Below are 25,835 nucleotides of genomic sequence, written 5' to 3'. Positions count from 1 at the left end.
ATATTAGGGGGATAAAGATAAAAATGCACATTAAAGATCGAAGTTCAATTCATGAAAATAAAGAAGTAGAAGCGTTTTGGAAGGAGCAATTATCTTCCGAGATTCTCGATTTTTCTGTATTTAAATTTAATAGCGATTACCAACTAAATAAAGAAACACCTTGTGAGTACGTTCAAGTCATAGTGAATGTAGAATTTAGTAAAAGTATACAAAAAATAAATAAGTCTCAAGATTTATTATTATTTAGCTGGTTTCAAGCCGCTTTAAGGGTTTGTTTGGCACATTATACAGATCAAGAAAGAATTACTATTGGTATTCCTATAATTGAAAAGAATCTTGAACAAAGTGAGAATCTTAATAAGTTGATTCCTTTAGGAAGTGAAATCCATCCGCATCACACCTTTAAACAATTAGTAAATGAGATTGAACAAACGACTTTATTCGGGTATGAAAATCAGGAGTATCCGCTCTCTGAATTATTAGTTAAACACAATTTAACTCCTTTTCAAATTGTAATCGGGATGGAAGGATTACATAATGAAAATTCGCTAGAAGAATACGCAGAGAATAATTTAGCCCTATGGATACGAAGAAAATGGAATGAAATACATAATGAATTTGAATTTCAAATTTCTTGTAAGTCCCGTTCATTCTCTTCTTTGCAACAGTTTGCCAATTCGTATTGTTATGTTTTAAAGCAAGTTTCACAAAATCCGAATTTGGCATTGAAAGATATTTGTATTATTGCAGAAGAAGAAAAAGAGTTGTTAGAAGGATTGAATACTTTTCAAACGGGCATAGACTTGTTTCAATCATTTCAAGATTTGTTTGAAGCGCAAGTATTAAAAACTCCAGATCAAATTGCTGTTGTTTGTAATGATCAATCTTTGACATATAGAGAATTGAATAAGAAAGCGAATCAATTGGCTTCTATTCTTCAAAGTAAAGGTGTTTCAAAAGAAAGTATTATTGGCGTTATGGTAGATCGGTCATTAGAAATGATTATTGGTATGATGGGGATTTTAAAAGCAGGAGCAGCGTATTTACCAATCGACCCTAACTACCCAACTGAACGAATTGAATATATGTTACAAGATAGTCAAGCAAAATATTTACTTAGTAAGCGAACAGAGGAAGTATTGCCGCAATTTGCGGGTGAAGTACTGTATCTTGATAAAGAATATCTTTTCCAAGGTGAAGAAAGTAATTTAGTACGAGAACATAATCCTAATGATTTGGCTTATGTTATTTACACATCAGGATCGACAGGAAATCCAAAAGGGGTAATGATAGAACAAAAATCGCTAGTTCATTTTTTAAATGTAATGAGAGAAAAAGTAAAAGCTAATCAATCATTCTTGTTTCTTGCTAGTGTATCTTTTGATATTTCCTTGTTAGAAATATGTCTTCCTTTAACGCAAGGTTCAAAAGTAGTAATTGCTACAGAGGAACAGTTTGCAACAAAAGAATTGGCTCATTTGGTCAAAAAACATAAGGTGGATTTATGGGAATCAACGCCATCGCGAATGGAAGTGATTTTGAGTGATCCAGAAGGGGCAAATTTTCTAAAAGATTTAAAATCTATTTTATTAGCAGGAGAAGCATTTTCCATTGATTTGGTTGAAAAAATTCGTTGTATCAGTGAAGCAACAATTTTAAATATTTATGGTCCCACAGAAACAACCATTTGCGCAACAGTAAAAGACTTGAGCACTTCCAAAGAAGTTACGATCGGCAAACCAAATCCGAATTATCATTCCTATATATTGAATAAGTATGGCCAATTAAAACCATTTGGAATTCCCGGTGAACTCTGCATTGCTGGAGTAGCGGTAGCACGAGGGTATCTTGGTAAAAGTAAACTGACAGATGAAAAATTTGTACAGAGTCCTTTTGCGGCAGGGGAAATGATGTATCATACAGGTGATCTCGTTCGTTGGTTGCCTAATGGAGAACTTGAGTATTTAGGTCGAATGGATCATCAAGTGAAAATTCGAGGGTATCGGATTGAATTAAGAGAAATCGAAACTCAATTAAGGGAATATCCAGAAATAAACCAGGCTATCGTTGTTGATCAAGTGTATGGAAATAGGAAATTATTAGCTGCCTACTATGTATCGGATAACAAGGTGTCTTTTGGTGAAATCAGAAAATATTTAAGTGATAAATTACCTGAGTTTATGATTCCTGAAAAAATGATTCAGGTAGAAGAGATTCCATTGAATCCAAATGGAAAAGTGGATAGAAAAAGGTTATTGGATATAACCCAAACGGATTATGTATCAATTCCATACGTTGCCCCGCGCAATGAAATTGAACAAAAATTGGTGCGTGCGTGGGAAAAAGTTATGGAGATTGAGGGAATCGGTATTCATGATAATTTTTTTGCATTAAAAGGAGAATCCATTAAAGCACTTCAGGTAATTAATTTATTAAGAAAAGACTGCTTAAAAATAAGTACAACAGATTTTTTTAAGCACCCTACAATCGCTCAACTGAGTTCTTGTGTAAAGTTAGAGCATAAAGAAGAAAACTTTGAAAGTAAACCAACTCATGTTAAAGATTTGTCTAATCCATTCTCCTTAACAGAAGTTCAGACAGCGTATATGTTAGGAAGGAATTCACAGTTTGAATTAAGTGGTATTTCCCCTCAAACATATTTTGAATATGAAACAGCATTGGATATCAATCGTCTTTCAAAAAGTTTTCAAAAGGTGATCCATCGTCATCCAATGTTGCGAGCTGTAATTTTACCAGAGGGAAAACAGCAAATATTACAAAGCGTTCCTGATTACGAGATTGAAATAGAGAGTCTCATAGATTTAGATGATAGGAATCAACATGCTCGCTTACAAGAAGAGCGTTCTCGAATGACTAACCATGTATTCCCTTTGGGGCAATGGCCTTTGTTTGAATTGAAAGCTTTTCTTTTAAAAGAAGACACGTATTTATTATGTTTTCGATACGATGCTTTGTTAATGGACGGAGCAAGCATGAACATTGTTGGACAGGATTTGTTGCATTATTATTATAAACCAAATCAAAAATTAGAATCTTTATCTTTTGATTTTCAAGATTATATGTTTATCTATGATGAAATGGAACAAAGCGAAGAATATAAAACAGCAAAAGATTATTGGACAAGTAAGCTTCCTGACTTTCCGTTTGCACCTTCTTTGCTGTTAAAAAAGGATCCAGCAGAGATTGCTACTCCTAAATTCCAATCACTTACAAAAATCCTGGATAATAAAAAATGGACAAAGCTAAGAAAGTTAGCACAAGAGAAAGAGGTAACTCCTTCCGCTCTACTTTGTACAATATATGGTGATGTGTTGGCATATTGGAGTAATCAACGTCGATTAGCAATTAACTTGACTGTATTTAACCGTTATCCTGTTCATGATGAAGTAGAACAGATTGTTGGAGATTTCACATCGCTTATTTTATTGGATGTTGATGTAAAACCAGAGCAAACTTTCTTTACTAGAGTAAAAGAAACGCAATCTACTTTATTAGATGGCCTTGAACATCGTCATTACGATGGAGTTAACTTTATTCGAGATTTTACTCGATATCATCAAATGACACCAAAAGCAGTTATGCCAATCGTTTTCACCTCGATGTTAGCAGGTGCAGGTGCTTTCTCTTGGGAACAACTTGGTTCTCTTCGCTATATTCATGCTCGGACTCCACAAGTGTATTTGGATAATGTAGTAATTGAAAAAAATGGTGAGTTATTAATTAGCTGGAATTATGTTGAAGAGTTGTTTGATATTGATGTGATAGAAGCAATGTTTTCCCAATTTGTTGACTTATTGGAACAATTGGTGAAACAAAGCGATATAACATCTTTGCAGATGAAAGAGTCGGATCAAACTTTAATTGAACAATATAATGAAACAACAGAAAAAATACCTTCAACTACTCTGTATCAATTATTTACAGACCAAGTAAAACGTACACCGAATGAAGTAGCGGTGGTATTTGAGCAAAAATGGTTAACATACTCGGAACTTCATAAACGCTCCAATCAAATTGCCCACTTCTTAAAAGAGCAGGGCATTGGTCTTGGTGACAAAGTGGGTCTTTTAGCCAAAAGACGAGTTGACACAATTGTTAATATGCTAGGTATTTTAAAAGCAGGTGCTGCTTATGTTCCGATTGATCCCGATCATCCTTTAGATCGCCAAACATATATTTTAAAAAATAGCTCATGCAAGCTTTTATTAGAACCTAGTCTTTATGAAGAAAATGATTTGTCATTTTATACAACAGAAGACATGCCCGCTATTGCTGGTCCAGAAGATATTGCCTATATTATATACACTTCAGGAAGTACAGGAAAACCAAAAGGAGTAATTATTACTCACCAAGCGGTTACAAATACGATTCAAGACATAAATCAAAAATATGAGGTAAATGAAGATGATCGTATTATTAGTATCTCTTCCATGTGTTTTGACCTATCTGTATACGATATTTTCGGAGCTTTAAGCACAGGTGCAATGTTAGTAATGATTCGTGATCCGAGAGACATGCAAGAATTAATCCGCACTGTCGAACGTAGAGGGATTACAATTTGGAATACAGTGCCTGCAATCATGGATTTGGCATTGGATCAAGTAGGTTCTCATTTTGAACATTCTTCTTTACGTTTAGTTTTACATAGTGGAGATTGGATTCCGCTTTCTTTACCAGAAAAAATAAAACGACATTTTCCGATTGCAGAAGTAGTTTCACTAGGAGGGGCAACAGAAGCATCGATTTGGTCAATTTATTATCCGGTCAAACAGGTGGAATCACATTGGAATAGTATTCCATACGGGATGCCCTTGGCAAACCAAACGTATTATGTGTTGAACTATGAAAAGAAAATGTGCCCTGTTGGTGTAATTGGAGATTTATATATCGGGGGAGTGGGCCTTGCTAAAGGATATTTAAATGATGAAAAGAAAACAAATGAAGCGTTTGTGTCACATCCTGATTTTGGTCTTATATACAAAACAGGAGATTGTGGAAAAATGCATTCTGAGGGATATATTGAATTTTTAGGCCGCCAAGATTACCAAGTAAAAATTCAAGGGTATCGAGTAGAGTTAGAAGAAATCGCTCATTGTCTTCTAACTTATAAACAAGTCGAACATGCTGTCGTAATTGATCAAACAGATGAGAACGGAATAAAATTTTTAGTTGCATATGTGGTAACTGAGCAAAATATTAGTACAACAGAACTACGAAAGCATTTGCGAGATCACTTGCCAGATTACATGATTCCTTCTTATTTTGTTTATTTGGACCAATTACCCTTGACTCCAAACGGTAAATTAGATAGAAAAGCGCTCCCTACTCCCGAGAAACAAACAAATGAAGTATTTATTGCTCCAAAAACTGAAATGGAAAAAATATTAACTAGTATTTGGCAAGAAGTACTCAAAATAGATCAAGTTGGAGTAAATGATCATTTCTTCGCCTTAGGTGGAGATTCGATAAAAGCGATTCAAGTGTCCGTCAGATTGTATCGACAAGGATTTGAGCTTGAACCAAAAAATCTATTTTCATTTCCTATATTAAGGGACATGGTTCAATTTGTTAAAAAGCTAGACCATTTTTCAAGTTCACAAACAAATAATGTAAACATAATGAACGATAATAAAGCTACATTACTAAATATTAAAGATAAACAACTTAATCAACAAACACTTACCAAAATACAAGAAAAAATGCCGGATATAAAAATAGAACGTATTTACCCGTTAGCACCTTTCCAAGAAGTTATTTATGAACATGCTACGAATGAACCTGATACAAATGCATATTTTGAACAAACAATTTGGGCACTTGAGGGGGAGTTGGATATTAAACTCTTTATTCAGTGTTTCCAACAATTAGTTGATCGTCATGATTCTTTAAGAACAATAATTGTGCAAGATGAACAAGCAAAACCTTGGCAAGCTGTTCTATATGATGTTCAAATAAATTCAGAAATAAAAAACTTGATTGAGATGACGAAACAAGAACAGCAAGAATTCCTAGATCAGTGGATGAATGAAAATTTAAGTCAAGGATTTAAAAATGGTGAACTTATGACCCGTCTCTGTATATTCCAACTAGGTAATAACGAGTATAAGGTAATTTGGAGTTCCCATCATCTATTATGTGATGGTTGGAGCGTCAGCATTTTGATAGACGAATTATTCCAGCTCTACGAAACTACAAATGCGGGAACTACGGCGGAGTTACCTATGGTAAAACCTTTTGAAACATTTATAGATTGGACTTTGGCACAAGATCATGAGAAAGCACGTCATTTTTGGCGAGATTATTTATCAGGATACAATCAGAAAATTAGTATTCCTAAAAAGAAAGTCCCATCTAAAAGTGAAGGGTTAAACTTCACTTTTATGGATTTAACATTAGACAAGGATTTGACTGATCAGTTACAGACATTTGTAACTAAAAATAATATAACTATGAATACGGCATTACTAGCTGTATGGGGAATATTGCTTGGCAAATTTAACGGAACGAGAGAAGTAGTATTGCCTAATCTAGTATCAGTCAGACCTCCCGAAGTAGAAGGAATTGAAAATATGTTCGGTCTGTTCACAAATGTTTTGCCTATCCGATTAGCATGGACAGAAACGCAATCTTTTGTGGATTTTCTGCAAAAGGTACAACTAGAGACATTGAAATGTAATGAGTATGCATACTATTCATTTGTTGATATACAAAAGCAAAGTGAATTAAAAACTGAGTTGACTGACCATCTTTGGGTTTTTGAAAACTATCCAACTAATCCAGCAATCTTTTCTTCAAATGAAAACAGACATTTTGCTATCACGGATTACGAAGTTGTTGATGAGCCACATGTAAAGTATGGAATTATGTGCTTCCCTGAAGAAAGACTTACAATAAAGTTTGGATATGATCAAACGGTATATGAAGCAGAGAAAATACAGGAAATATTAAATCACATCCATGGGTTAATCAACACGATTCTTCAAAATCCAATACAGACAATCGATGATTACAAATTATAAAAAATGAAAAGGCGAGCAAGGACTCGCCTTTTTAAATAGAATAGGGGTAAATCAAATGACAAAAAACTTGCAGCTATCAGCCGAAGAGATGCGTCAGTTAGGATATCAAGCGGTTGACTTGATTGTTGATCATATGAATCATTTAAAAAGTAAACCAGTTTCAGAAACGATTGATAGTAATATTTTTAGAGACAAGCTAATTGAAACGATTCCGGAAAACGGATCTAATCCAAAAGAATTACTTCATTTTCTTAATAACAATGTGTTTAATCAAATTACTCATGTGGATCATCCTCATTTTATGGCTTTTGTTCCAGGTCCTAACAATTATGTTGGTGTATTAGCAGATTTTTTAGCAAGTGGGTTTAATGTATTTCCTACAGCTTGGATAGTAGGTGCAGGTGCTGAACAAATTGAATTAACGACAATTAACTGGTTAAAATCAATGCTAGGATTCCCTGATTCAGCTGAGGGCCTATTTGTCAGTGGCGGTTCCATGGCTAATTTGACTGCACTTACTGTAGCGAGACAGGTCAAGCTGAATAATGACATAGAAAATGCGATTGTTTATTTTTCTAACCAAACTCATTTTTCTGTAGATCGAGCACTTAAAGTATTAGGTTTTAAACAGCATCAAATTTGCCGAATTGAGACAGATGAAGATTTAAAAATTTCAGTTAGTACTTTAAGAAAGCAAATAAAAGAAGATCGACTAAAAGGGAAAAAACCATTCTGTGTTATTGCTAATGCAGGGACAACGAATTGCGGAGCGGTTGATTCCCTCAACGAATTGGCTGATCTTTGTAATGATGAAGATATATGGCTACACGTGGATGGAGCTTATGGGGCTGCAGCAATTCTCAGTGAAAAAGGAAGGGAGTTATTAAGTGGAATTCATCGTGCCGATTCTTTAACGTTAGACCCGCACAAATGGCTTTTTCAGCCTTATGATGTTGGTTGTGTACTCATTCGAAATAGCCAATATTTAAGTGAAACATTCCGTATGATCCCAGAGTATATTAAGGATACAGAAACTAATATAGAAGAAAAAGTGAATTTTGGGGAGCGTGGAATTGAACTTTCTCGTAGATTTAGAGCATTAAAGGTATGGCTTTCTTTTAAAGCATTCGGAGTTACAGCTTTTCGTGAGGCAATTGATCATGGCATTATGCTAGCTGAACAAGTTGAAGAGTTTTTAAGGAAAGAAAAAGATTGGGAAGTAGTAACACCCGCCCAATTAGGAATTGTTACTTTTCGTTATATTCCATGTGAGCTAACATCTACAGATACAATTCATGAAATAAACAAAAAATTGGTGGAAGAAATTAATCAAAGAGGATTTGCTATGCTAAGTACTACTAAATTAAAAGAAAAAGTAGTAATTCGACTTTGCTCTATCAACCCAAGGACAACAAAAGAAGAAATACTTCAAATCATGATGAACATAAAAGCATTGGCAGAGGAAATAAACACATCGCCTAAACATCTTATATCTGTTTCTCAACCTTGATATATTAGGCGGATTTTACATATTAATAGCCGATTCTCATTTAGAATCGGCTATTATGTTTAAATGATAACATATATACTATTTATAAGTATTTATCTTGTAATGGGATTAAGCCTCAACCTTGGATACTCGTTTGAAACCAGTCTTTATTGCTTGTACTATTTCGTTCACAGCATAAATAGATACATCGGCATTTGGATTTAACCCTTCAAACCAGTGATAGGCATTTGGATATAAATGAAACTCCACATCAACACCAGCTTGCGCTAGTTTGCTTACATAGGTTAATGTTTCGCTGCGGAATGGATCTAATTGACCAACAAATGTGTAAGTATACGGTAAGTCACTATAATCCTCAGCTCGAGAAGGTGCTGCATAGGCAGGGATTTGATCCGTTCCATACATTTCTCCTAAATACATTTTCCAGCCAGCTTCATTTGCCTTTTGATTCCAAACAAATCCCTCTTTAATTTCATTCGCTGAAGGTGTATCATTTCTGTCATCAATCATTGGATATAGTGGCATTTGTAAACAAATTGAAGGATATTTTCGATCTCGGGCTAATAATGATAATGCTGCTGTTAGTCCACCGCCGGCACTTACTCCTGCAACCCCAATACGATTTGAATCAATGTTTAATGACTTTGCATTATCAGCAATCCATTTTAAAGCTGAATAACAATCCTCAATTGGTGCTGGGTAAGGGTGTTCAGGTGCTAAGCGGTAGTCTACAGATACAACCACACAGCCAGCTTCTTTTGCAAACCTCATACAAGTATCATCGTTATCATCTATAGAACCTAAGATATAACCACCACCATGTATCCATAATAAGACAGGTAAAGATTCATGATTTGATTTTGGACGATAAATTCTTAATGGTAACGGATTATCATCAGGTCCAACAATGACTTTATCTTTTAACGAAAGGGAGTCATCAACAACGGTAGGTGGTCTCATTTGAGCTATCCCTTCTCTGATTGATTGCAAGTTTTCCGGGCGTAAATCGAGATCCGGAAACATCTCTAACCCTTGTAATAATTCTGGATTTACTCTAGTTTTCATTTTAGCACCTCTATTTGTAATTGTTTTCAAATAAATGAAGTGTATTCTAAGTAGTTTAATTGTGAAAGAACACCACAATTAAATTGTAAATTGGATATGTTATAACGGTCAACAGAATATTCAGGAATTAAAACCTTTCTCAAGAAGGACTTTCATGCAATTAATAATACAAGTATTGGATTTAAGAGCAAAGTGGTTTAATGTCGTTGTAATTATGTACATTAGAAAAATTTCTTTTTGAGTCTAGAAAAGGATTAGATTCTTTTCTAGACTCATGAAGAATTATGAAAAGCAAAATTTTATAGATAGTTATCTTAAAAATAAACAAAGAGAGAAGAACTAACCAATGTTCTTCTCTCTTTTTCATATGTAATTAGGGTATCCTTAACTGCAAATACGGATGGTATAGATTAATGGATGAATAATTTCCTTTTAAATTAATAACGGAATACATAAAGATTTTTATATGTAATATTGCATATACAGGGACTACTAGTGAAAATGTTGAGCAATGTTTTTCCATATGGTAAATTAGTTCCTTAGTTATTTATTTTATTTCATTTTCAATCGTGTAAGGCTAGGGGCGAAGATTTACAAAGGTGACTAGTAAAAAATATAACAATATAAGTATAAGATTTTGTACTTAGTAATCTCGCGATTTAAGGCATGACATTGGATAAGTGCGGGGAGTTCAATCGATTTTGAATAAAATCAATAGTATCAGTTGCAATTTTTTTACGTTTAAGAACGATCCCGGCATGCCCACATTTATAAATATATCGTGGAGGTCTTTCCCAAGATTCCCACAAGTAGTCTGTATCCTCAGAATGCACATATAGATCATGCTTACCTGAAATTAATAAAATATTTTCTTTTTTTACTTTTGGCAATGCTTGACTCGGTTCAGTGATTTTCCAATAATCTATTAAATCATCATACGTAACACCATGATGTTCCAAGTCTTCTCTAATAAATTTACCTGGAGTTGTATTCCAAATAGAATAAGAAAGTCGATTTGCATAGAAAATGGATGCTAACACATCAATTTCTTCTTCAACAAGAGAGGTTAAGTTAGTAATAAATCCGCCTAAACTAATTCCTATTAGAATGAGGGGCCCATTTTTATTTGCTTTAATCCATTTAATCAAAGCCCGTAAATCAGCTACCGCTTGTCTAGTTGCTTGTACTGTTCGTTCAATATTTGCACTTACCATGTACTCTCCACTGAATAAGGATTGATCGGGTTTTCTTTCAAAATGATAGGGTAGAGTGAAATAATACATATTCCACTTCAGGCTGGTCATATGGTCATGGAATATTTTTTTTACACGTTCGTTAGAATCCATTCTCCAACCGTGAACAAAGATAACATGAGGTGCATCTTCAGTTTTATGTAAGAATAATTCCCCAGTTACAGAATCGTTGCGTGAATCACCGGATTGAACCGAGCTTTTATAGTTGAATTGCCCAACCATGTATTCATTTTCCTGCTTTGAATGCTTAATGTCAAAATGAATATGTGATGGTTTTACTTTATAAAAAGATTCTATGTCCTTTATATTTAATGAAGTGTTAGAAAGGGAAGTATACTGAAACTCTACACTTCTTTTTTTATGTAAATCATACAAGGCGTACCGATCAATGAGTTTTGAAAAAATCAAATTAACCTCCTCCAAGATACATATTGTTTAAAACATGGACAAAATTTATGTTGTAAATTAATTATAAAATATTCTCTTTTCCTAATAGTAGGTGATAAATTTGTATATCATATTATAAAGCTTGCAATAAAATAAAACTATAAATAAATTATACTAAAATCTAAAAAGCAAGTTAATATTCTTATTCATATAAGAGAATATTAACTTGCTTATTTTCGTATTAAAAGATGCACCTTTTAAAGCGACGTGATTTGTATGAGATACAGTAACTATATTAAAATCCCTATTATAGATATCCAAATAGGTTTCTCTATATTTATTGTATAGAAATTACACAGTAAATATTTTTTGTGCTACATACATTAAATTAATCTTAACCTTTATATAAATTTATTAAACGGAATAACTCCTTACCAATATTCAAAAACGACTGTATTTTTGAATTTGTGTTCTAGCTTTTCTTGAACAGGTAAATGAATAACTACACATAAACTCCTTATATCTCTAGTTAAACTACCGATTAGCTCCATATAAACTCTAGATAACCTATATAGAATACAAGTTATCAAGGAGGTAAGAAAAAATGAATTTTATGAAACGAGCAATTCTTAGTATGAAAAAAAGGATAGGAACATCATTAATTTTGATGGCAGTTTTTCTGATTGTTACAAATTTGGTTCTTTCAGGTTTCACAATCCAAAATGCATCAAAAAAAGCAGCGGATGCTGCAAGAAAAAAACTTGGTGCAGATGTTACTTTAGGTCTTGATTTCGACAAATTAGGTCAAAAAGCTAAGGAAACTGGAGAAATGCCAAATCCGCCGCAGCTCGATGCAAAAGAAACAGATCAATTAGCGAAGTCCAAGTATGTAAAAGATTATAATTACATAGCTAACACTTTCGGTATTTCTGATGGGCTTAAACTAGTAGGAGCTTCAGAAGGAGAAGGAAAAGGTAAAGTGGGAATGGCGGCTGCGCGAGGCGGTTCAAGCTCTGGTACAGAAATCGATATGAACGCTTCTTTTATGATTGAGGGAGTTCGCAAGACTGCATTACAAGAAAGCTTTAAAAACGGAAAAAGTAAAATCATTGATGGAAAACCAATAACAGAGCAAATGAAGGATCAGAATGTAGCTTTAATGGAAAAACGATTAGCGGAATTAAACAATTTGAAAGTAGGAGACAAAGTTAAAGTGCAATCAGGGGATAAGAAGGAAACCCTTGAGGTTGAAATTATCGGTATTTACGAAACAAATGAGCAAGCAATGGGTCAACAGGCTCCTCCTATTATGGATCCAGCTAATAAACTATATATGCCGCATTCAACTATGAAAAAATTAGAAGTAGACCAAGGTATAAGTAGTGTTCAAGTCGTGTATTTCTTGAATGATCCACAATATATTGATGCATTTAAAAAAGAAGCAAGAAAATTTAATATTGATTTTAATTATTATAAATTAGATGCGCATGATTCATTGTACAAGCAAATGATTGGTCCTATCGAAAATATCTCTTCGACTTCTCAAATGATTATTTATATTGTATCGATTGCAGGTGCGATCATTTTAGGATTAATCATAATGCTATCAATTAAAGGGCGTCGTAAAGAAATGGGAATTCTATTGTCCATTGGAGAGAAAAAGTGGAAGCTGATGGCGCAATTCGTAGTAGAAGTAGTGTGTGTCGCTATTTTAGCATTTGGATTATCCATAACAACAGGAGCTAAAGTTTCTCAATATATCGGGGATAATTTACTTTCGAATGAAATTGCTACTTCAAGCGAAGAAACAGATACCTCGCAACATGGTACTGTAATGATGGCTGGACCTGGTGGTACTCTACAAAATCAAAAAGAAGATCCGATTAATAAAATTGATGTAAGTGTAACAGGAGAAGATGTAGGAAAAATGGGTGGAATTGGACTAGCTATTGCTATAATAGCAACGCTTCTTCCGGCATTATCTATTCTACGTTTAAACCCAAAACAAATTCTTTTAAAAGATGAATGAGGAGGCTCGATATGGAGACAATTTTACAGTTTAAAAATTTAGATTATTATTATGAAAGTAATGGAAAAAATGTAGCGATACTAGAAAATGTTAACTTTTCTTTTCAAAAAGGACATTTCTACACGATTTTAGGACCATCTGGATCTGGTAAAACCACAACTCTAAGCTTAGGTTGTGGACTAGATGTCCCTAAAAATGGTTATGTACTGTATAATGGCAAAGATATTAGAAAAATTGGTTTGGATCGATACCGTAATCAAAATGTATCTGTAATTTTCCAATCTTATAACTTAATAACCTATATGACAGCTCTTCAAAATGTCTTAACAGCAATGGAAATTACAGGTGTTAAAGTGCAAAATAAAACAGCAAGAGCATTACAGTTATTAGAGAGGGTAGGACTCTCAGAAGCTGAAGCGAAACGAAACGTCCTGCAACTAAGCGGTGGGCAACAACAGCGTGTAGCAATTGCTCGAGCACTATCTTGTAATGTTGATTTATTGATTGCGGATGAGCCAACAGGAAACCTTGATGAGCAAACCGCAATGGATATTATAGAACTGTTTCAAGAACTTGCACATAAAGAGAATAAATGTATTATTGTTGTGACGCACTCACAGGAGGTTGCTAAAAAATCAGATCGTGCAGTGTATTTAAGTAAGAAGAAGTTGGTTGTAAATGAAATCTAATATAAACATCGTAGCTGTTCAATTCACATAATTTTCAAAATCTAGACCTTTCAAAAGCTTATATTTGTTTTATAATAAAATCAAGCCATAATCAAAATGGTCTCCCTGTACTGAATGTTAAAATAGTTTGTTGTTCCCGTTTTAATAATATTTGAAAAAGAACTTGTAGGATATTCTACAAGTTCTTTTTAGTATAATTGGTTACCTATATCATGGGATAATCATACATAAAAAACGGAACATTACCTAGATGTATAATCTAAATATCGTCCCGTTTACCTATCTATGTATCTGTATAGTTATTGCAGAATTAAACCTACAATCATAATTAAACTAAATACTATCATCCAACCAAACGCGCAATATCCAAAAATTTTAATCCATTTAGGTAATTGATTCATGTTAATTTTATTTGTGGGAACTCCTTGCATCGAAAACATCATTTTTTGATCTCTATCTCTATTATTTTGTTGTTCATACATAATATCATCACCTTTCCAGAACTATTGTGTTTATAGTATATCAACCTAAAGAAAATTATGTACAGAATAAAAGAGGATAGCATATATATTATGTGGTGAATTTTATAAATAAATGCATTTAATTGCCATGATTCTAAGTGCTAATACGTTATAAATACTGAACAAGAGCCCTACATAAATAGGACTCTTGTTCTTCAAATATTAACTTGCTGGATATGCATCAGAACCAAGATAACGTTCTTTTATAATTTGAAGATGATGAAGCTCATGACCGGCAATGATGTATGCTAATGCACGAACTGTAACTTCAGAATTATTCGCATTTCCTCTTTGTGACCAGGCTTCTTTATCTAAGCTTCTAAGTAAATACAGGGTAGATTGGCGAACAACTATTAAATTCTCAAGAAGATCTTGCATAGATTGCTTATCAAAAGCAGCTCTAAGAACATACATATCATCATTATAGCCTGGAAGTTCTGCTGTCTCGCCTCGAGCGATAGATAGCAATCGATACGCCATAATACGTTCTGTATCTGCTATATGACCGATTACTTCTTTTATACTCCATTTAGTAGGAGCATACCGGAAAAGTCCCTTACTATTAGAAATTCCCTTTAATAAAAGATTCGTTTCCTTCATTTGTTGTTCTAGAATATGTATGATATTTCCGTCTGATACCAAGTTGGTATACGTTGCATAATAGGAGTTATATTCACTTACCTTTGGTCTTATTTCCATACGAATCATCCTTTATGTTTAATCTTTACATATAGCTTATCATAAAAGAATTCCAAATTAATCTGAAAAATGGAGGTGAATAAACATTTTTCATCCTCCTTTTCAGTTTCATAGATGAAATGTATCTCAAATAAGAGAATCTAATTTGCTGCTAAGCGTAATTTCGCTTTTTTTGCTGTTATAGGTAAACATTTAAGTTGAATACAGTTTGTCACTACTTATGACAATCGCCATTTAAAAAGTAGCATACGTCATTAAACGAAAAGCCTGTTAATAAGTTTATACTTACTACAAAAACAAATAAACTCGTCCTATTTAAAGGAGAGTTTATTTGTTTTTATGTTTAGATAGCGGAATACTCATGCAAAATTGCACACTATGTTCCATATTTTTTATTGAATACTTTATATCTAACGTTTCAAGAATTTGTTTAACAATATATAGCCCCAAACCACTTCCTCCAGTATTTCGATTCCTTGATTTTTCAATTCGATAAAATGGTTTGAAAATTTGTTGAATATCTTCATCTTTAATATTGATACCTGTATTTATAATTTTCATTTCGATTTGATCTTGTTTAGAATTCTCTCTTAACTTTATATAGACTTTTTCATTATGTGGTGAATACATAACCGCATTGTGGATAATATTTTTGCATGCTTTTTCTAAAAGAGCACAATCTGTATAAATAGAAAGGTCAGAATCAAATTCTTTTATTATTTCGATACTTTTTTGAGAAGCAAAAAATTCGAGATCTTTTGTGATTGTACCTATTAACTTTGAAGGATTAACTTCCTCTACTTTTAGTTTGAAGGTGTGTTGTTCTAATTTCGATACGCTTAAAATTTCACGAACTAATTGTTCCATACTTTCAATAATTTGATGATTTTTCTTTAAATATTGATCGCGATTTTGATAAGGGCCAATATTGTATATCATCCCTTCTAAGTATCCTTTCATTACAGTAAGAGGGGACTTTAATTCATGTGCTACAATCGCAAAAAACTCTCTGCGTTTTGTTTCTATTTCTCTTTCTTTTTCAATATCATTTTTTAATTGTTCATTTGCTTTTTTTAAATCAAACATAGCTTGTTGTAAGTTAATAGACATGTCATTCAAACTATTAGACAATTCTCCTAACTCATCTGTAGAGCGAACCTCAATTTTTTCGGAGAAATCTAAATTTGCCATCTTTTGTGCACCTTCATTAATATAAATAAGTGGCTTTGTAATAAACCTGGAATAAAAATAAGCACTTCCTATACCAATAATGAGTACAATGATACTAATATAGGGGAGAAATCGTACTAAAACCTGTGAAGCTTCATCAATCGGTTGAAATGTAGCAAAGACTATAAGCGTTAAACCACCATCTTGGAATTGAATTGGTTTCGTAACGTTATATGAATTTCTAAGGGTACTTGCATTCTCGAATCGTGTTGCTTTAGTAACTACTGTTTTTTGCGTACCACTTTGAATAAAAGAAAATGAAGGAGAGTAAATAATTACTCCTTCTTTATTTTGAAGGTAAAGCATCGCATTATTTTTTTTTGCGTATTCATCAAAAAGTGGTATCGCATCTTGAAACGTAAGATTTTTAGACTTATCAATGATTTCGTTTATCCCTGTTTGAAGTTGATCTGTTTTATATTGCTCATAAAACGTAGGGAGAAAGAAGTATAAAGTTAAATAAATCAATACTGCAAAGGATAACAAAATGAGAGATGTAGTCATAAAGAGTTTATAAGTAATTTGCTTCATCTTCATGAGTTTCACAATACTATTCATCAATTTTATAACCAATACCCTTTATTGTTTTAATATAAGGGATAGCTAATTTTTTGCGTAGGTTTTTAATATGTGTATCAATTATTCGTGTTTCTCCAAAATAATCGTACCCCCAAACCTTCTCTACGATATTTTCTCTTGTAAGTACTTTTCTCTCATTTTGAAATAGTAGTTGTAGAATTTCAAACTCTTTTGTCGTTAATATAATTTCAACATCATTTACATAGACTCTATATGCATCCACATCGATACGAACTTCTTTAAATATCAAATGATTATTTACATTTTTATCATAACTTCTTCTAAGTACAGCTTCGACTCGTCTAATCAAAACATGAAATGAAAAGGGTTTTGTTATATAATCATCGATCCCAAGATCGAATCCTTTCATTTGATCTTCCTCTTCTTCCAACGCAGTTAGCATAATAATTGGTACGTTTGACTGACTTCGAATCATTTTAGAAACTTCAAACCCATTAAGATTGGGCATCATGACATCTAGGAGAATTAAATCAAAGGATTGCTTATTAAATTGTGTCATACCCTCTAGTCCATCTGAAGCGACTACCACTGTATAATGCTGTGTCATTAAAAATTGTTTAATTAATTCCTGAATTTCTTGATCGTCCTCTACCACGAGAATATGATAGTTTTTCATAATATCACCTCTGGTAGTCATTATAGCCGTACTATCTGGAGTTTATGTGGAGATACAGTAGTAAACTTCATAGGACGTTTACTACCAAAAAGTATTATTAGCTATATTACTTTTTTATGGAGAAATAATTGATTAAAAAACTTATCGTATGAATTGATGTATGAATAATATTTACGAAAAACTAATGTATAATAATGTGAATTCTATGTAATTTCTTAAAGTTTGTGAAAATACACTTGTGCTTCTTTACCAAAAGAGGGAAAGGAATTTTAATATAGAAGAAGCTACAATAATACTAGAGTGTGTGCCAAGAACTTTGGATTTCTTTCATCTAGTTTCTGTTTAGTCGTTAATCACTACATAACAATGCTCTTGCTAAACCAAAAGTTTAAGAGTACGAACTTGAAGAGGTTTAGATAATACTAGAAAGGTTGTGAAATGATTTGAAGTGTTATAAAGGTATGCTGTTTGATTTAGATGATACGTTACTTGATAGGGATAAGGCAGTAGCGGCATTATTTTTAATTGTTTTAGAAAAGTGTTATGAAAATGTAGATGGTGCGGCTAAAAGCAACATGTTACAGAAATTCAAAGAATACGATAAAAGAGAATATGGCATAAGTAATAAAACGACAGTTTTAGAATCATTGTTTGATGAATTCACGCCGAAGTATAGATTGCCACGCAATTATATCCAAGATTTTTGGAATAATAATTTCCCTAGATGTTTTTCAATAGACCAAAATACTATTCATTTCTTAAATCAAATAAAGAAGCACTTTAAAGTTGGAATTATAACAAATGGCTCAACTCAGAGGCAAAAAGCTAAAATATTTAACACGAATTTAAATAGGTATTTTGAAACAATCATTATTTCTGAAGAAGTGGGATTTAGTAAACCTGATAAACGTATATTCGAACTAGCATTAAATAAGCTAAATTTACAGCCGGAAAATACTTTATTTGTTGGGGATGACTTAGAAAAGGATATTGCTGGTCCTCAAAATGTAAATATAAAAGGTGTGTGGTTTAACCCTCAAAAAATCAAGAATACTACCAAAATACAACCATATGCCGAGATTAACACTTTGGATAGTTTGTTAAGTTATGTTACTCCACAATATTTTTATAACAAGTAAAAGCAATTTCATATATATATTCAAAAATATAAAAAAGAGAAACTATCATTAATTTCATTGACCGTATTAGTAATAAAGAATAGAGGCGATTTTAATAGCTGCGGCTAATTTAATCTATGATTAATACGAAGTTTTGTAAAACAATTTTACTCATACGGTGCACATTATAAAGGGGTGGGACTATGGACATAAAGAAAGTAGTAATCGATGGAATCAATATTGCGGTCATTAGAAACGATAAGGTATTAATATCGGATGTTCAGTCTGCATTAGATACTATGGCAACAGTTCAATACGAGGTAGATGCGAAGCATATTATTATCCACAAGTCATTAATAAGTGAAAGCTTCTTTGATTTAAAAACACGTCTTGCGGGTGATATCCTTCAAAAGTTTATAAACTACAAGGTAAAGATTGCTATCATTGGGGAGTTCTCTATTTACACTAGTAAAAGCTTAAAAGACTTTATTTATGAATGTAATAAAGGGAATGACATTTTTTACTTAGCAACTGAGCAACAAGCAATTGAAAAACTAAGTACATTAAAGTAAAAATTATATCCTGCTAAATTCCCCCATTTCACTTAGTTCATGATTATATACGATATAGAAGAACTGATGTTTGTGGTAAACTAAGAGATGAATAAAGGGGGAGTTTTTTTGAACAATTTTAATGATACGATCCGAAATTTAAATAATATAGTTTACCAACCTAACAATTTAATGATTACGAATCTAAAAGAAGAAAAGCAAAACGCAGAATATGCAGGATGTTTATTCCACTTAAATAACAAAACCATTCGTTTTAGAAAATCAAAAGTTACTCCTAATAAAATTGGGCAATTTGTTTCTTTTTGGGAGAAAGATGACAATATGCAAAATCAAGCATTTTCTTATGACGCTGCTCCTGACTTATTAGTTATTACTTGTATAGATGATCATAAACTAGGACAATTCATTTTGCCTAAAGAGATTCTTCTTAAGGAAAAAATCTTGAGAACACAAAATCAAAAAGGCAAGATGGCTATGAGGATTTATCCTATATGGGATAAGCCTGTCAGCAATCAAGCTAAAAAGAGCCAAATGTGGCAACTTCAGTATTTTGTTGATTTAAGCGATTGTAATAATTTACCTATAGACAAGCTATTAAATTTGTATTTGTAGCTTCTTATCTTTAGTGATCTTGTCGGTTAGACTTTTTGTACCGGTACAGTTACATAAAATGTACGTTGTTACAGTACCCCTTAAAACTTACAATCAGCATATATTATTTAAACTTATAAAATTTTAAGGGGTGCTAAATATGACAAGTTTACAAGATCAGCTTTTCGCAAGATTAAATCTTAAAAAACGTAATGAAGTAACGTTTGAAGAATTACCTACTATACTCTTTTCATTTGCACATACTATACCATTTGAGAATTTAGACGTTATAGCACGAAATACGAATCAAATCTCTCTGGAAAACTTACGAGAGAAAATTTTAACTAGTTCCCGTGGTGGACTTTGCTACGAATTAAACACCCTTTTTTACTATTTCTTAAAAGACTGTGGCTATGATGTACAACTGGCATTAGGTACGGTTTATAAAAATGATATAAATGCATGGGCACTTGAGGATGGCCATATAACAATTATTTTAACTTATGCTAATGTACAGTATTTAATTGATGTAGGTATAGCTTCATTAGTACCTCTTGTTCCTGTACCTTTTACTGATGAGTCTGTTTCTTCAAAGAATGGGTCGTACCGGGTGAGACGAAAAGATACGAGTAAAGGAAATTATGTTTTAGAAAGAATAGATGCTGAAGGAGAATGGAAAGTTTGTCATGCCTTTTATAAACATATTATTGATGAGATAGTAGTAAACGATGTTCAAAGAAGAGTAATAGAAGATGAGAAATCTATTTTTAATAAGGGACCAATTGCAGTGAAATTGACGGACTCTGGGCATGTCTCTTTAACGAATAATAGTGTAACTGAAATTATTTATGGAGCAAAAACTAAGCGTGAGGTTACAGAAGAGCAATATAGAGAGCTTTTATATACTTTATTTGCTATTAAGTTATGAATAATAAAGATAGCCGGTACTTAATCAGAGGCGGCTATCTTTATTATTTTTTGGTGTAAATGGTTTTCGTCTAATATGTTTCGGAAACTGCGGTATAGTTAATGTTTCCTCAGTTTCTTCATATGTATGAAAAACTGGTTCTTTTGCAGCAGAATAATATGATTTAAAGTTTGATTTTCTTAATACATATAATACACTAGAACAGTACGAAAAAGTATGTACAATGAATTTTGAATGTAAAGGAAGATTATTATGTCAGTTATTGATAAATTGAAACTTAATAAGTATACAAATATGGTCGTAATTAACGAACCAAGTAATTATGACATTTTTACAGGTAAAGAAACTGTATTCTCAAAAGAACACGATGCTATCTTTATATTTGTAGAAACGCTTGATGAAATGGTGAAACAAACGAATTTTATTATTAGTAATGAAGAATTACTAATTGAAAAAGGTTACGTGTTCTTCGCATATCCGAAAAAAGGTAATGCTCGTTATAGTACGTTTATTCACCGTGATGAGATGTTTCCGGCATTAAACGTTGGAGAAGATGGTTATGTGGGAGAAAGCAATATTAAATTTGCACGAATGGTAAGTATGGATGAAGTCTTTACTGTTGTAGGTTTAAAACGTGAAAAGAAAAAAACAATGAAAACATCTGCTATGAGTCAATGTGTTGCCGATTATGCAGATCGAATTAAAGATGTTGAAGCATTATTAGCTAATCATCCGAATGAACTTAAGTTTTATCAAAGTTTAACGCCTGGATACCAAAAAGATTGGGCACGTAATCTTTTTTCTGTGAAACAAGAAAAAACACGTGAAAAACGTCTAGAGAAAATGATAGAAATCCTTTCACAAGGCTATAAAACAATTGAATTATTCCGTAAGAAGAAAAAATAATGACTAAGAAAGTCACAATGCTGCAACAATTAATTGTGATGAGTACATTGAAAAAAGTATTCCTTCCATTATACTAAGGAATGTTCTTATATTTATATAATTAGCAAAAAGAGAAAAGGTGTTTGAAATGAAATCGTATATTGTAGTTGGATCTGGAATTTTAGGAGCGTCTACTGCTTATCATCTTGCTAAAGCAGGTGCGAATGTTACTATCGTGGATCGCCAACAATTAGGGCAAGCAACTGATGCAGGAGCAGGTATTGTATGTCCATGGCTATCACAGCGTCGTAATAAAGCATGGTATAAAATCGTTAAAGGCGGTGCACGTTACTATTCTTCGTTAATTCAGCAATTAGAAGAAGACGGTGAAACTGACACAGGATATAATCGTGTAGGTGCAATTAGTTTACATACTGACGAGAAAAAGTTAGATCAAATGGAAGAGCGAGCTTATAAACGACGTGAAGATGCCCCAGAGATTGGTGAAATAACTCGCTTATCAGCTGAAGAAACAAAAAAATTATTCCCAGCATTATCAGACGAATATAGTTCTGTTCATATTAGTGGTGCTGCACGAGTAAATGGAAGATTATTACGCAATGCGTTAATAAGTGCTGCGAAAAAACATGGTGCAACTTTTATAAAAGGCGATGCCATATTAGTCCGTGAAGGAAATCATATTACTGGAGTTACAGTAAACGATGAAACAATTTTAGCAGAAAAGGTTATTGTAACTGCAGGCGCATGGGCGAATGAAATCTTGAACCCATTAGGAATTAATTTCTTAGTTACATTCCAAAAAGGACAAATTGTTCATCTGCAAATTGAAAATACAGCAACAGAAAATATGCCAGTTGTTATGCCACCGAACGATCAATATATTTTAACGTTTGACAATGGGCATGTCGTAATTGGTGCAACACATGAGAATGATACTGGTTTCGATCATCGTGTAACAGCAGGTGGTTTACATGAAGTATTCCATAAGGCATTAACAGTTGCGCCTGGCTTAGAAAATGCTACAATGCTTGAAACGAGAGTTGGATTCAGACCATTTACACCAGGATTCTTACCTGTTATCGGACCGCTACCTAACTTTGAAGGAATTCTCGTTGCGAATGGATTAGGAGCTTCGGGTTTAACAGCTGGTCCATATCTAGGAGCGGAACTTGCTAAACTAGCGCTCGGACAAACGATTGAATTAGATTTAAATGATTATGATGTTGCTGGCGCAATTGAATAATATAGGGTACTGCTAACATTTAGGAAAAACCATGCTAAACAAATTCGACAAGAAATAAACAGTTTTTCCTCTGTTAAGAGTAAGCCTGTTTATGAAAAATAAAATTATTTAAAAATAGAGGGCCGACATTATAAACCTGCATTAATAATGTAGAATTGTGATGTCGGCTCTTTATTCATATTGCTTTAAAACTTATTTTCGAGAGGAGGTTAAGTAATGAGAGCGCCATATCAAGTATTGATATTTCCTTATATAAAAACTGTCGATTCTATTCAATATGCCATTTTTAACCGAAGTGATTATGGTTATTGGCAAGGAATAGCTGGTGGCGGAGAAGACGGTGAGATTCCTATTGAATCAGCAAAACGGGAAGCATTTGAAGAGGCTGGTATTACAAGAGAATGTCCATATATACAATTAGATTCTGTGTCTTCACTACCAGTAGAAGATGTAGTTGGAGGATTCCTTTGGGGAGAAGAGGTTTATGTAATAAAAGAATTTTCTTTTGGAGTTAAAGTCCCTACAAAAAACATATCATTATCTAAAGAACACTTCAATTATAAATGGTTATGCTTTGAGGAAGCAGTAACGTTTTTGAAATGGGATAGCAACAAAACAGCATTGTGGGAATTAAACAAAAGACTATTAAAACAATAAAAGTTTTAGCTAACAAAGATATTAGTGGAACAAGAATTTGAACAATTAAAAAAATCTTGCTACACTTCTAAACAGTGTTTTAGATTATAAAATAGAGTAATATAGATTTGGCATGGGTAATGAACTAAGAGAACTTGCACTAAGAAAAGCCCTATACAGTTGCCTGTGAAAAAATGAAAATAGTTAGAAATATTTTTATGTTGTACAGTTTTTGGCTATGAATAGCGGAATAAATATTAAGTATTCAACAGTTCAAATAGAACGAGTCATCTTTTTATTTTAAGAAGAAAGATGACTCGTTTTATGCTAAAATTCGCTTAGTGTATATTTTCGTTAAAATGTGGGTGGGCCCCTTTTAGCAAAACCGGAGTGGGAATGATGAGTATAAATAGTTTTGTGGGATTAATAAAGGACGAATTATTAAAAGAGGTAAGCATACGAAGTGAGGATGAATTCGAGCCTGTAGTAGTTAAAGATATTCCTAGACTTTGGAAGTGTTTAGGGACAGGTAATTATGCCGCAGTATTCATGCACAGAGAATACAAAGATTGGGTAGTGAAAGTTTACGTGCGAGAAGGAGAAGGAATTGAAAAAGAGTCAGAAGCATACCGAAGAATTGGAAATCATCCTTCTTATTCAAAGCTTATATATAAAGGAGAAAATTTCATAGTATTGAAACGTTTAAAAGAAATTACTTTATATGATGCTATTCATAAGGGGATTAAAATTCCTAAGCAGGTAATACTTGATATCAATGAGGCTTTGGAGTATGCGAGGGAACAAGGGTTAACTCCTTGTGATGTTCACGGGAAAAATGTGATGATGGAAAAAGGAAGGGGATATGTGGTCGATGTATCTGATTTCTTAAAAACAAAAGAAGATAGTAAGTGGAGAGACCTAGAAAAGGCATATTTCACCTTTTATTTTCCTTTCATTTATAAATTGCCTTTCCCCGTTAAAATACCGTATTTTATGTTAAACATTGTTAGACGTTCGTACAGAAAATATAAGAAGCTTAAAAAGAAATTCAAATTATAAAAGGACCACATATGTTCCCAAAAACGAGTTGAATTCACATAAATTACTGTAGAAAAATTTAAATTTTTGTTTAGGGGCTACTTCAAGACCTTAGCTTGCTGGGTATATGGTGCTACCCCATTACTATCAACTTAAGAATTGATAGTAATGGGGTATTTAATTTCTTATCTTGATGAGTATGGGATACTGCCAGCATTTCTTCTATCTTCTATATTCTTGTTGTAGGGTGTTATAAAATTCTTAAGTTAATAGGCCTTGAGTGGCATACATAGCAGAATTAACGAGTAAATGTAATAATCTCATCAACAGCTTTGATATAACCACCTGCCTCACGGAATGAGTGACTAATTTTTTTGGCATTCTCTTTGTAAATCGAATGCTGCAACACTTCATTAACGGCATGTTTTAAATCCTCAGCCAATAATTGCTGGATATTTAACATAAATCCTGCGCCATAAAGTGATTCACTTGTGCTATTCATTCCACAATGACTATTTGGAGGTTTCTTCAAAAATGGAATCAGTAATTCTTTCCATAGCATGAAGGAAGTGTAATAAGTACTCTTGAGGATGGGAAGTCATAAGATTCATAGTTTCCGAAAGCTCTCTTTGTGCCTCTTGATTGATGGGACGGAATTGTGCACCTGCTTTTTTGATTTTTTCTTCAAAATCATTTGATGAATAATAGACAATGTTGTCTCCACGTTGTACTAAATCATGTACTAATCCTAATGTTGGATTTAAGTGTCCTTCTCCACCTATATTGATGTAAAGTGCTTTTTTCATCTTTATCCCCTCCAGTAAATTTGATATCGTAAAATGTAAACGATTTTTTATTTTGTTTGAATTATAACGAACGAAGTGAATAAATGTCTATTTTCATTTTTTAATATTCTTAATTTTTAGAGGGTGTTTTATTTAGATAACTTGATGGATGTGGCGAGACCCCACATCCATCAAGTTAAGAAAAAGAAACACCCCAAAAACAAAAAAATGAGATGACTTCTCAAAGTAACTAACTGTAGAGAAAGAAAAATTTCATTTAGTGGGTACTTCAAAACCTTAGCTTAATGGCGATGGGTTCACCATATCAAAACAAGAAAATTGTGCGTATAGACATATTTTTCAACCGCTTCCTGTACGT

Annotated in this window: 20 protein-coding genes and 1 pseudogene; 12 read left to right on the top strand and 9 right to left on the bottom strand. The window is 33.0% G+C overall.

The features are described from left to right. The first annotated feature begins 23 nt into the window (after positions 1 to 23). Positions 24 to 7,040 carry a non-ribosomal peptide synthetase gene (locus tag AC0ONG_RS12155; protein WP_000547594.1) on the top strand — a complete coding sequence of 2,339 codons (7,017 nt, stop codon included), beginning with the start codon at positions 24 to 26 and terminating at the stop codon, positions 7,038 to 7,040. A gap of 55 nt (positions 7,041 to 7,095) precedes the next feature. Next, positions 7,096 to 8,550, top strand: coding sequence for a pyridoxal phosphate-dependent decarboxylase family protein (locus tag AC0ONG_RS12150; protein WP_000164810.1), 1,455 nt, complete (start codon positions 7,096 to 7,098; stop codon positions 8,548 to 8,550). A gap of 108 nt (positions 8,551 to 8,658) precedes the next feature. Here the strand turns inward: AC0ONG_RS12150 and AC0ONG_RS12145 are convergent, their stop codons facing one another. Both AC0ONG_RS12145 and AC0ONG_RS12140 read right to left on the bottom strand, forming a co-directional pair. Then, entirely contained in the window at positions 8,659 to 9,615 is a 957-nt protein-coding gene (locus tag AC0ONG_RS12145) for an alpha/beta hydrolase (RefSeq protein ID WP_000857934.1), read from the bottom strand. A 659-nt stretch (positions 9,616 to 10,274) separates the two neighbouring features. After that, positions 10,275 to 11,276 (bottom strand): alpha/beta hydrolase, encoded by a 1,002-nt coding sequence (locus AC0ONG_RS12140; RefSeq protein WP_000577725.1) that lies wholly within the window; start codon positions 11,274 to 11,276, stop codon positions 10,275 to 10,277. A 583-nt stretch (positions 11,277 to 11,859) separates the two neighbouring features. On the opposite strand from AC0ONG_RS12140, the gene AC0ONG_RS12135 reads away from it, so the two are divergent. Both AC0ONG_RS12135 and AC0ONG_RS12130 read left to right on the top strand, forming a co-directional pair. Further along, the gene (locus tag AC0ONG_RS12135; RefSeq protein ID WP_001010216.1) at positions 11,860 to 13,284 is read left to right on the top strand and encodes an ABC transporter permease; all 1,425 of its coding nucleotides are present in this window, start codon (positions 11,860 to 11,862) and stop codon (positions 13,282 to 13,284) included. Between the two features lie 11 nt (positions 13,285 to 13,295). After that, positions 13,296 to 13,973, top strand: coding sequence for an ABC transporter ATP-binding protein (locus tag AC0ONG_RS12130; RefSeq protein ID WP_000447865.1), 678 nt, complete (start codon positions 13,296 to 13,298; stop codon positions 13,971 to 13,973). Positions 13,974 to 14,272: 299 nt separating this feature from the next. Here AC0ONG_RS12130 and AC0ONG_RS12125 read toward each other — a convergent pair whose 3' ends face one another. The 4 genes from AC0ONG_RS12125 to AC0ONG_RS12110 form a co-directional block, all read right to left on the bottom strand. Next, positions 14,273 to 14,455, bottom strand: coding sequence for a hypothetical protein (locus tag AC0ONG_RS12125; RefSeq protein ID WP_000273237.1), 183 nt, complete (start codon positions 14,453 to 14,455; stop codon positions 14,273 to 14,275). A gap of 201 nt (positions 14,456 to 14,656) precedes the next feature. Continuing rightward, entirely contained in the window at positions 14,657 to 15,193 is a 537-nt protein-coding gene (locus AC0ONG_RS12120) for a DinB family protein (RefSeq protein ID WP_000405918.1), read from the bottom strand. Positions 15,194 to 15,520: 327 nt separating this feature from the next. Beyond that, complete coding sequence (locus AC0ONG_RS12115; protein ID WP_001084889.1) at positions 15,521 to 16,981, bottom strand: sensor histidine kinase; 1,461 nt, start codon at positions 16,979 to 16,981, stop codon at positions 15,521 to 15,523. Beyond that, the gene (locus AC0ONG_RS12110) at positions 16,974 to 17,639 is read right to left on the bottom strand and encodes a response regulator transcription factor (protein ID WP_000800727.1); all 666 of its coding nucleotides are present in this window, start codon (positions 17,637 to 17,639) and stop codon (positions 16,974 to 16,976) included. The genes AC0ONG_RS12115 and AC0ONG_RS12110 overlap by 8 nt, the downstream gene beginning before the upstream one ends. 461 nt (positions 17,640 to 18,100) lie before the next feature. On the opposite strand from AC0ONG_RS12110, the gene AC0ONG_RS12105 reads away from it, so the two are divergent. The 4 genes from AC0ONG_RS12105 (at position 18,101) to AC0ONG_RS12090 (ending at position 20,848) form a co-directional block, all read left to right on the top strand. Continuing rightward, positions 18,101 to 18,778, top strand: coding sequence for an HAD family hydrolase (locus AC0ONG_RS12105; protein ID WP_000895699.1), 678 nt, complete (start codon positions 18,101 to 18,103; stop codon positions 18,776 to 18,778). A gap of 182 nt (positions 18,779 to 18,960) precedes the next feature. Then, positions 18,961 to 19,329: a DUF4180 domain-containing protein gene (locus tag AC0ONG_RS12100; RefSeq protein WP_000351863.1), complete on the top strand. Its 369-nt coding sequence runs from the start codon at positions 18,961 to 18,963 to the stop codon at positions 19,327 to 19,329. A 108-nt stretch (positions 19,330 to 19,437) separates the two neighbouring features. Beyond that, entirely contained in the window at positions 19,438 to 19,941 is a 504-nt protein-coding gene (locus AC0ONG_RS12095) for a MepB family protein (protein WP_001058784.1), read from the top strand. A 139-nt stretch (positions 19,942 to 20,080) separates the two neighbouring features. After that, the gene (locus AC0ONG_RS12090) at positions 20,081 to 20,848 is read left to right on the top strand and encodes an arylamine N-acetyltransferase family protein (protein ID WP_000202740.1); all 768 of its coding nucleotides are present in this window, start codon (positions 20,081 to 20,083) and stop codon (positions 20,846 to 20,848) included. 20 nt (positions 20,849 to 20,868) lie between these two features. Here the strand turns inward: AC0ONG_RS12090 and AC0ONG_RS12085 are convergent. Further along, positions 20,869 to 21,073, bottom strand: a pseudogene (locus AC0ONG_RS12085) (hypothetical protein). Positions 21,074 to 21,100: 27 nt separating this feature from the next. Here AC0ONG_RS12085 and AC0ONG_RS12080 point away from each other — a divergent pair. The 4 genes from AC0ONG_RS12080 to AC0ONG_RS12065 all read left to right on the top strand — a co-directional run bounded on the left by AC0ONG_RS12080 (position 21,101) and on the right by AC0ONG_RS12065 (position 24,692). Next, positions 21,101 to 21,754 carry a YdeI/OmpD-associated family protein gene (locus AC0ONG_RS12080; RefSeq protein WP_000110859.1) on the top strand — a complete coding sequence of 218 codons (654 nt, stop codon included), beginning with the start codon at positions 21,101 to 21,103 and terminating at the stop codon, positions 21,752 to 21,754. Positions 21,755 to 21,881: 127 nt separating this feature from the next. Further along, positions 21,882 to 22,997: an NAD(P)/FAD-dependent oxidoreductase gene (locus AC0ONG_RS12075; protein WP_000844384.1), complete on the top strand. Its 1,116-nt coding sequence runs from the start codon at positions 21,882 to 21,884 to the stop codon at positions 22,995 to 22,997. Between the two features lie 216 nt (positions 22,998 to 23,213). After that, the gene (locus AC0ONG_RS12070) at positions 23,214 to 23,654 is read left to right on the top strand and encodes an NUDIX hydrolase (RefSeq protein ID WP_016077583.1); all 441 of its coding nucleotides are present in this window, start codon (positions 23,214 to 23,216) and stop codon (positions 23,652 to 23,654) included. Positions 23,655 to 24,032: 378 nt separating this feature from the next. Further along, positions 24,033 to 24,692, top strand: a complete 660-nt coding sequence (locus AC0ONG_RS12065) for a protein kinase family protein (protein ID WP_000026523.1) — start codon at positions 24,033 to 24,035, stop codon at positions 24,690 to 24,692. A gap of 277 nt (positions 24,693 to 24,969) precedes the next feature. Here AC0ONG_RS12065 and AC0ONG_RS12060 read toward each other — a convergent pair whose 3' ends face one another. Next, complete coding sequence (locus AC0ONG_RS12060; protein ID WP_001089423.1) at positions 24,970 to 25,173, bottom strand: glycosyl transferase; 204 nt, start codon at positions 25,171 to 25,173, stop codon at positions 24,970 to 24,972. Positions 25,174 to 25,183: 10 nt separating this feature from the next. Then, positions 25,184 to 25,477 carry a glycosyltransferase gene (locus AC0ONG_RS12055; protein WP_014894748.1) on the bottom strand — a complete coding sequence of 98 codons (294 nt, stop codon included), beginning with the start codon at positions 25,475 to 25,477 and terminating at the stop codon, positions 25,184 to 25,186. Positions 25,478 to 25,835 lie beyond the last annotated feature (358 nt).

Source organism: Bacillus sp. TCT6, assembly GCF_056033845.1.
Note: the sequence above shows the minus strand (reverse complement) of the source record. Positions and strands in the feature narration are given on the sequence as shown.

What these genes read in the sequence shown, in the direction of transcription:
- AC0ONG_RS12065 (WP_000026523.1), top strand. Translation starts at nt 24,033, where the DNA reads ATGAGTATAAATAGTTTTGTGGGATTAATAAAGGACGAATTATTAAAA.
- AC0ONG_RS12135 (WP_001010216.1), top strand. Translation starts at nt 11,860, where the DNA reads ATGAATTTTATGAAACGAGCAATTCTTAGTATGAAAAAAAGGATAGGA.
- AC0ONG_RS12145 (WP_000857934.1), bottom strand. Translation starts at nt 9,615, where the DNA reads ATGAAAACTAGAGTAAATCCAGAATTATTACAAGGGTTAGAGATGTTT.
- AC0ONG_RS12090 (WP_000202740.1), top strand. Translation starts at nt 20,081, where the DNA reads ATGACAAGTTTACAAGATCAGCTTTTCGCAAGATTAAATCTTAAAAAA.
- AC0ONG_RS12100 (WP_000351863.1), top strand. Translation starts at nt 18,961, where the DNA reads ATGGACATAAAGAAAGTAGTAATCGATGGAATCAATATTGCGGTCATT.
- AC0ONG_RS12120 (WP_000405918.1), bottom strand. Translation starts at nt 15,193, where the DNA reads ATGGAAATAAGACCAAAGGTAAGTGAATATAACTCCTATTATGCAACG.
- AC0ONG_RS12080 (WP_000110859.1), top strand. Translation starts at nt 21,101, where the DNA reads ATGTCAGTTATTGATAAATTGAAACTTAATAAGTATACAAATATGGTC.
- AC0ONG_RS12110 (WP_000800727.1), bottom strand. Translation starts at nt 17,639, where the DNA reads ATGAAAAACTATCATATTCTCGTGGTAGAGGACGATCAAGAAATTCAG.
- AC0ONG_RS12115 (WP_001084889.1), bottom strand. Translation starts at nt 16,981, where the DNA reads ATGAATAGTATTGTGAAACTCATGAAGATGAAGCAAATTACTTATAAA.
- AC0ONG_RS12150 (WP_000164810.1), top strand. Translation starts at nt 7,096, where the DNA reads ATGACAAAAAACTTGCAGCTATCAGCCGAAGAGATGCGTCAGTTAGGA.
- AC0ONG_RS12075 (WP_000844384.1), top strand. Translation starts at nt 21,882, where the DNA reads ATGAAATCGTATATTGTAGTTGGATCTGGAATTTTAGGAGCGTCTACT.
- AC0ONG_RS12130 (WP_000447865.1), top strand. Translation starts at nt 13,296, where the DNA reads ATGGAGACAATTTTACAGTTTAAAAATTTAGATTATTATTATGAAAGT.
- AC0ONG_RS12055 (WP_014894748.1), bottom strand. Translation starts at nt 25,477, where the DNA reads ATGAAAAAAGCACTTTACATCAATATAGGTGGAGAAGGACACTTAAAT.
- AC0ONG_RS12125 (WP_000273237.1), bottom strand. Translation starts at nt 14,455, where the DNA reads ATGTATGAACAACAAAATAATAGAGATAGAGATCAAAAAATGATGTTT.
- AC0ONG_RS12070 (WP_016077583.1), top strand. Translation starts at nt 23,214, where the DNA reads ATGAGAGCGCCATATCAAGTATTGATATTTCCTTATATAAAAACTGTC.
- AC0ONG_RS12155 (WP_000547594.1), top strand. Translation starts at nt 24, where the DNA reads ATGCACATTAAAGATCGAAGTTCAATTCATGAAAATAAAGAAGTAGAA.
- AC0ONG_RS12060 (WP_001089423.1), bottom strand. Translation starts at nt 25,173, where the DNA reads ATGAATAGCACAAGTGAATCACTTTATGGCGCAGGATTTATGTTAAAT.
- AC0ONG_RS12105 (WP_000895699.1), top strand. Translation starts at nt 18,101, where the DNA reads ATGCTGTTTGATTTAGATGATACGTTACTTGATAGGGATAAGGCAGTA.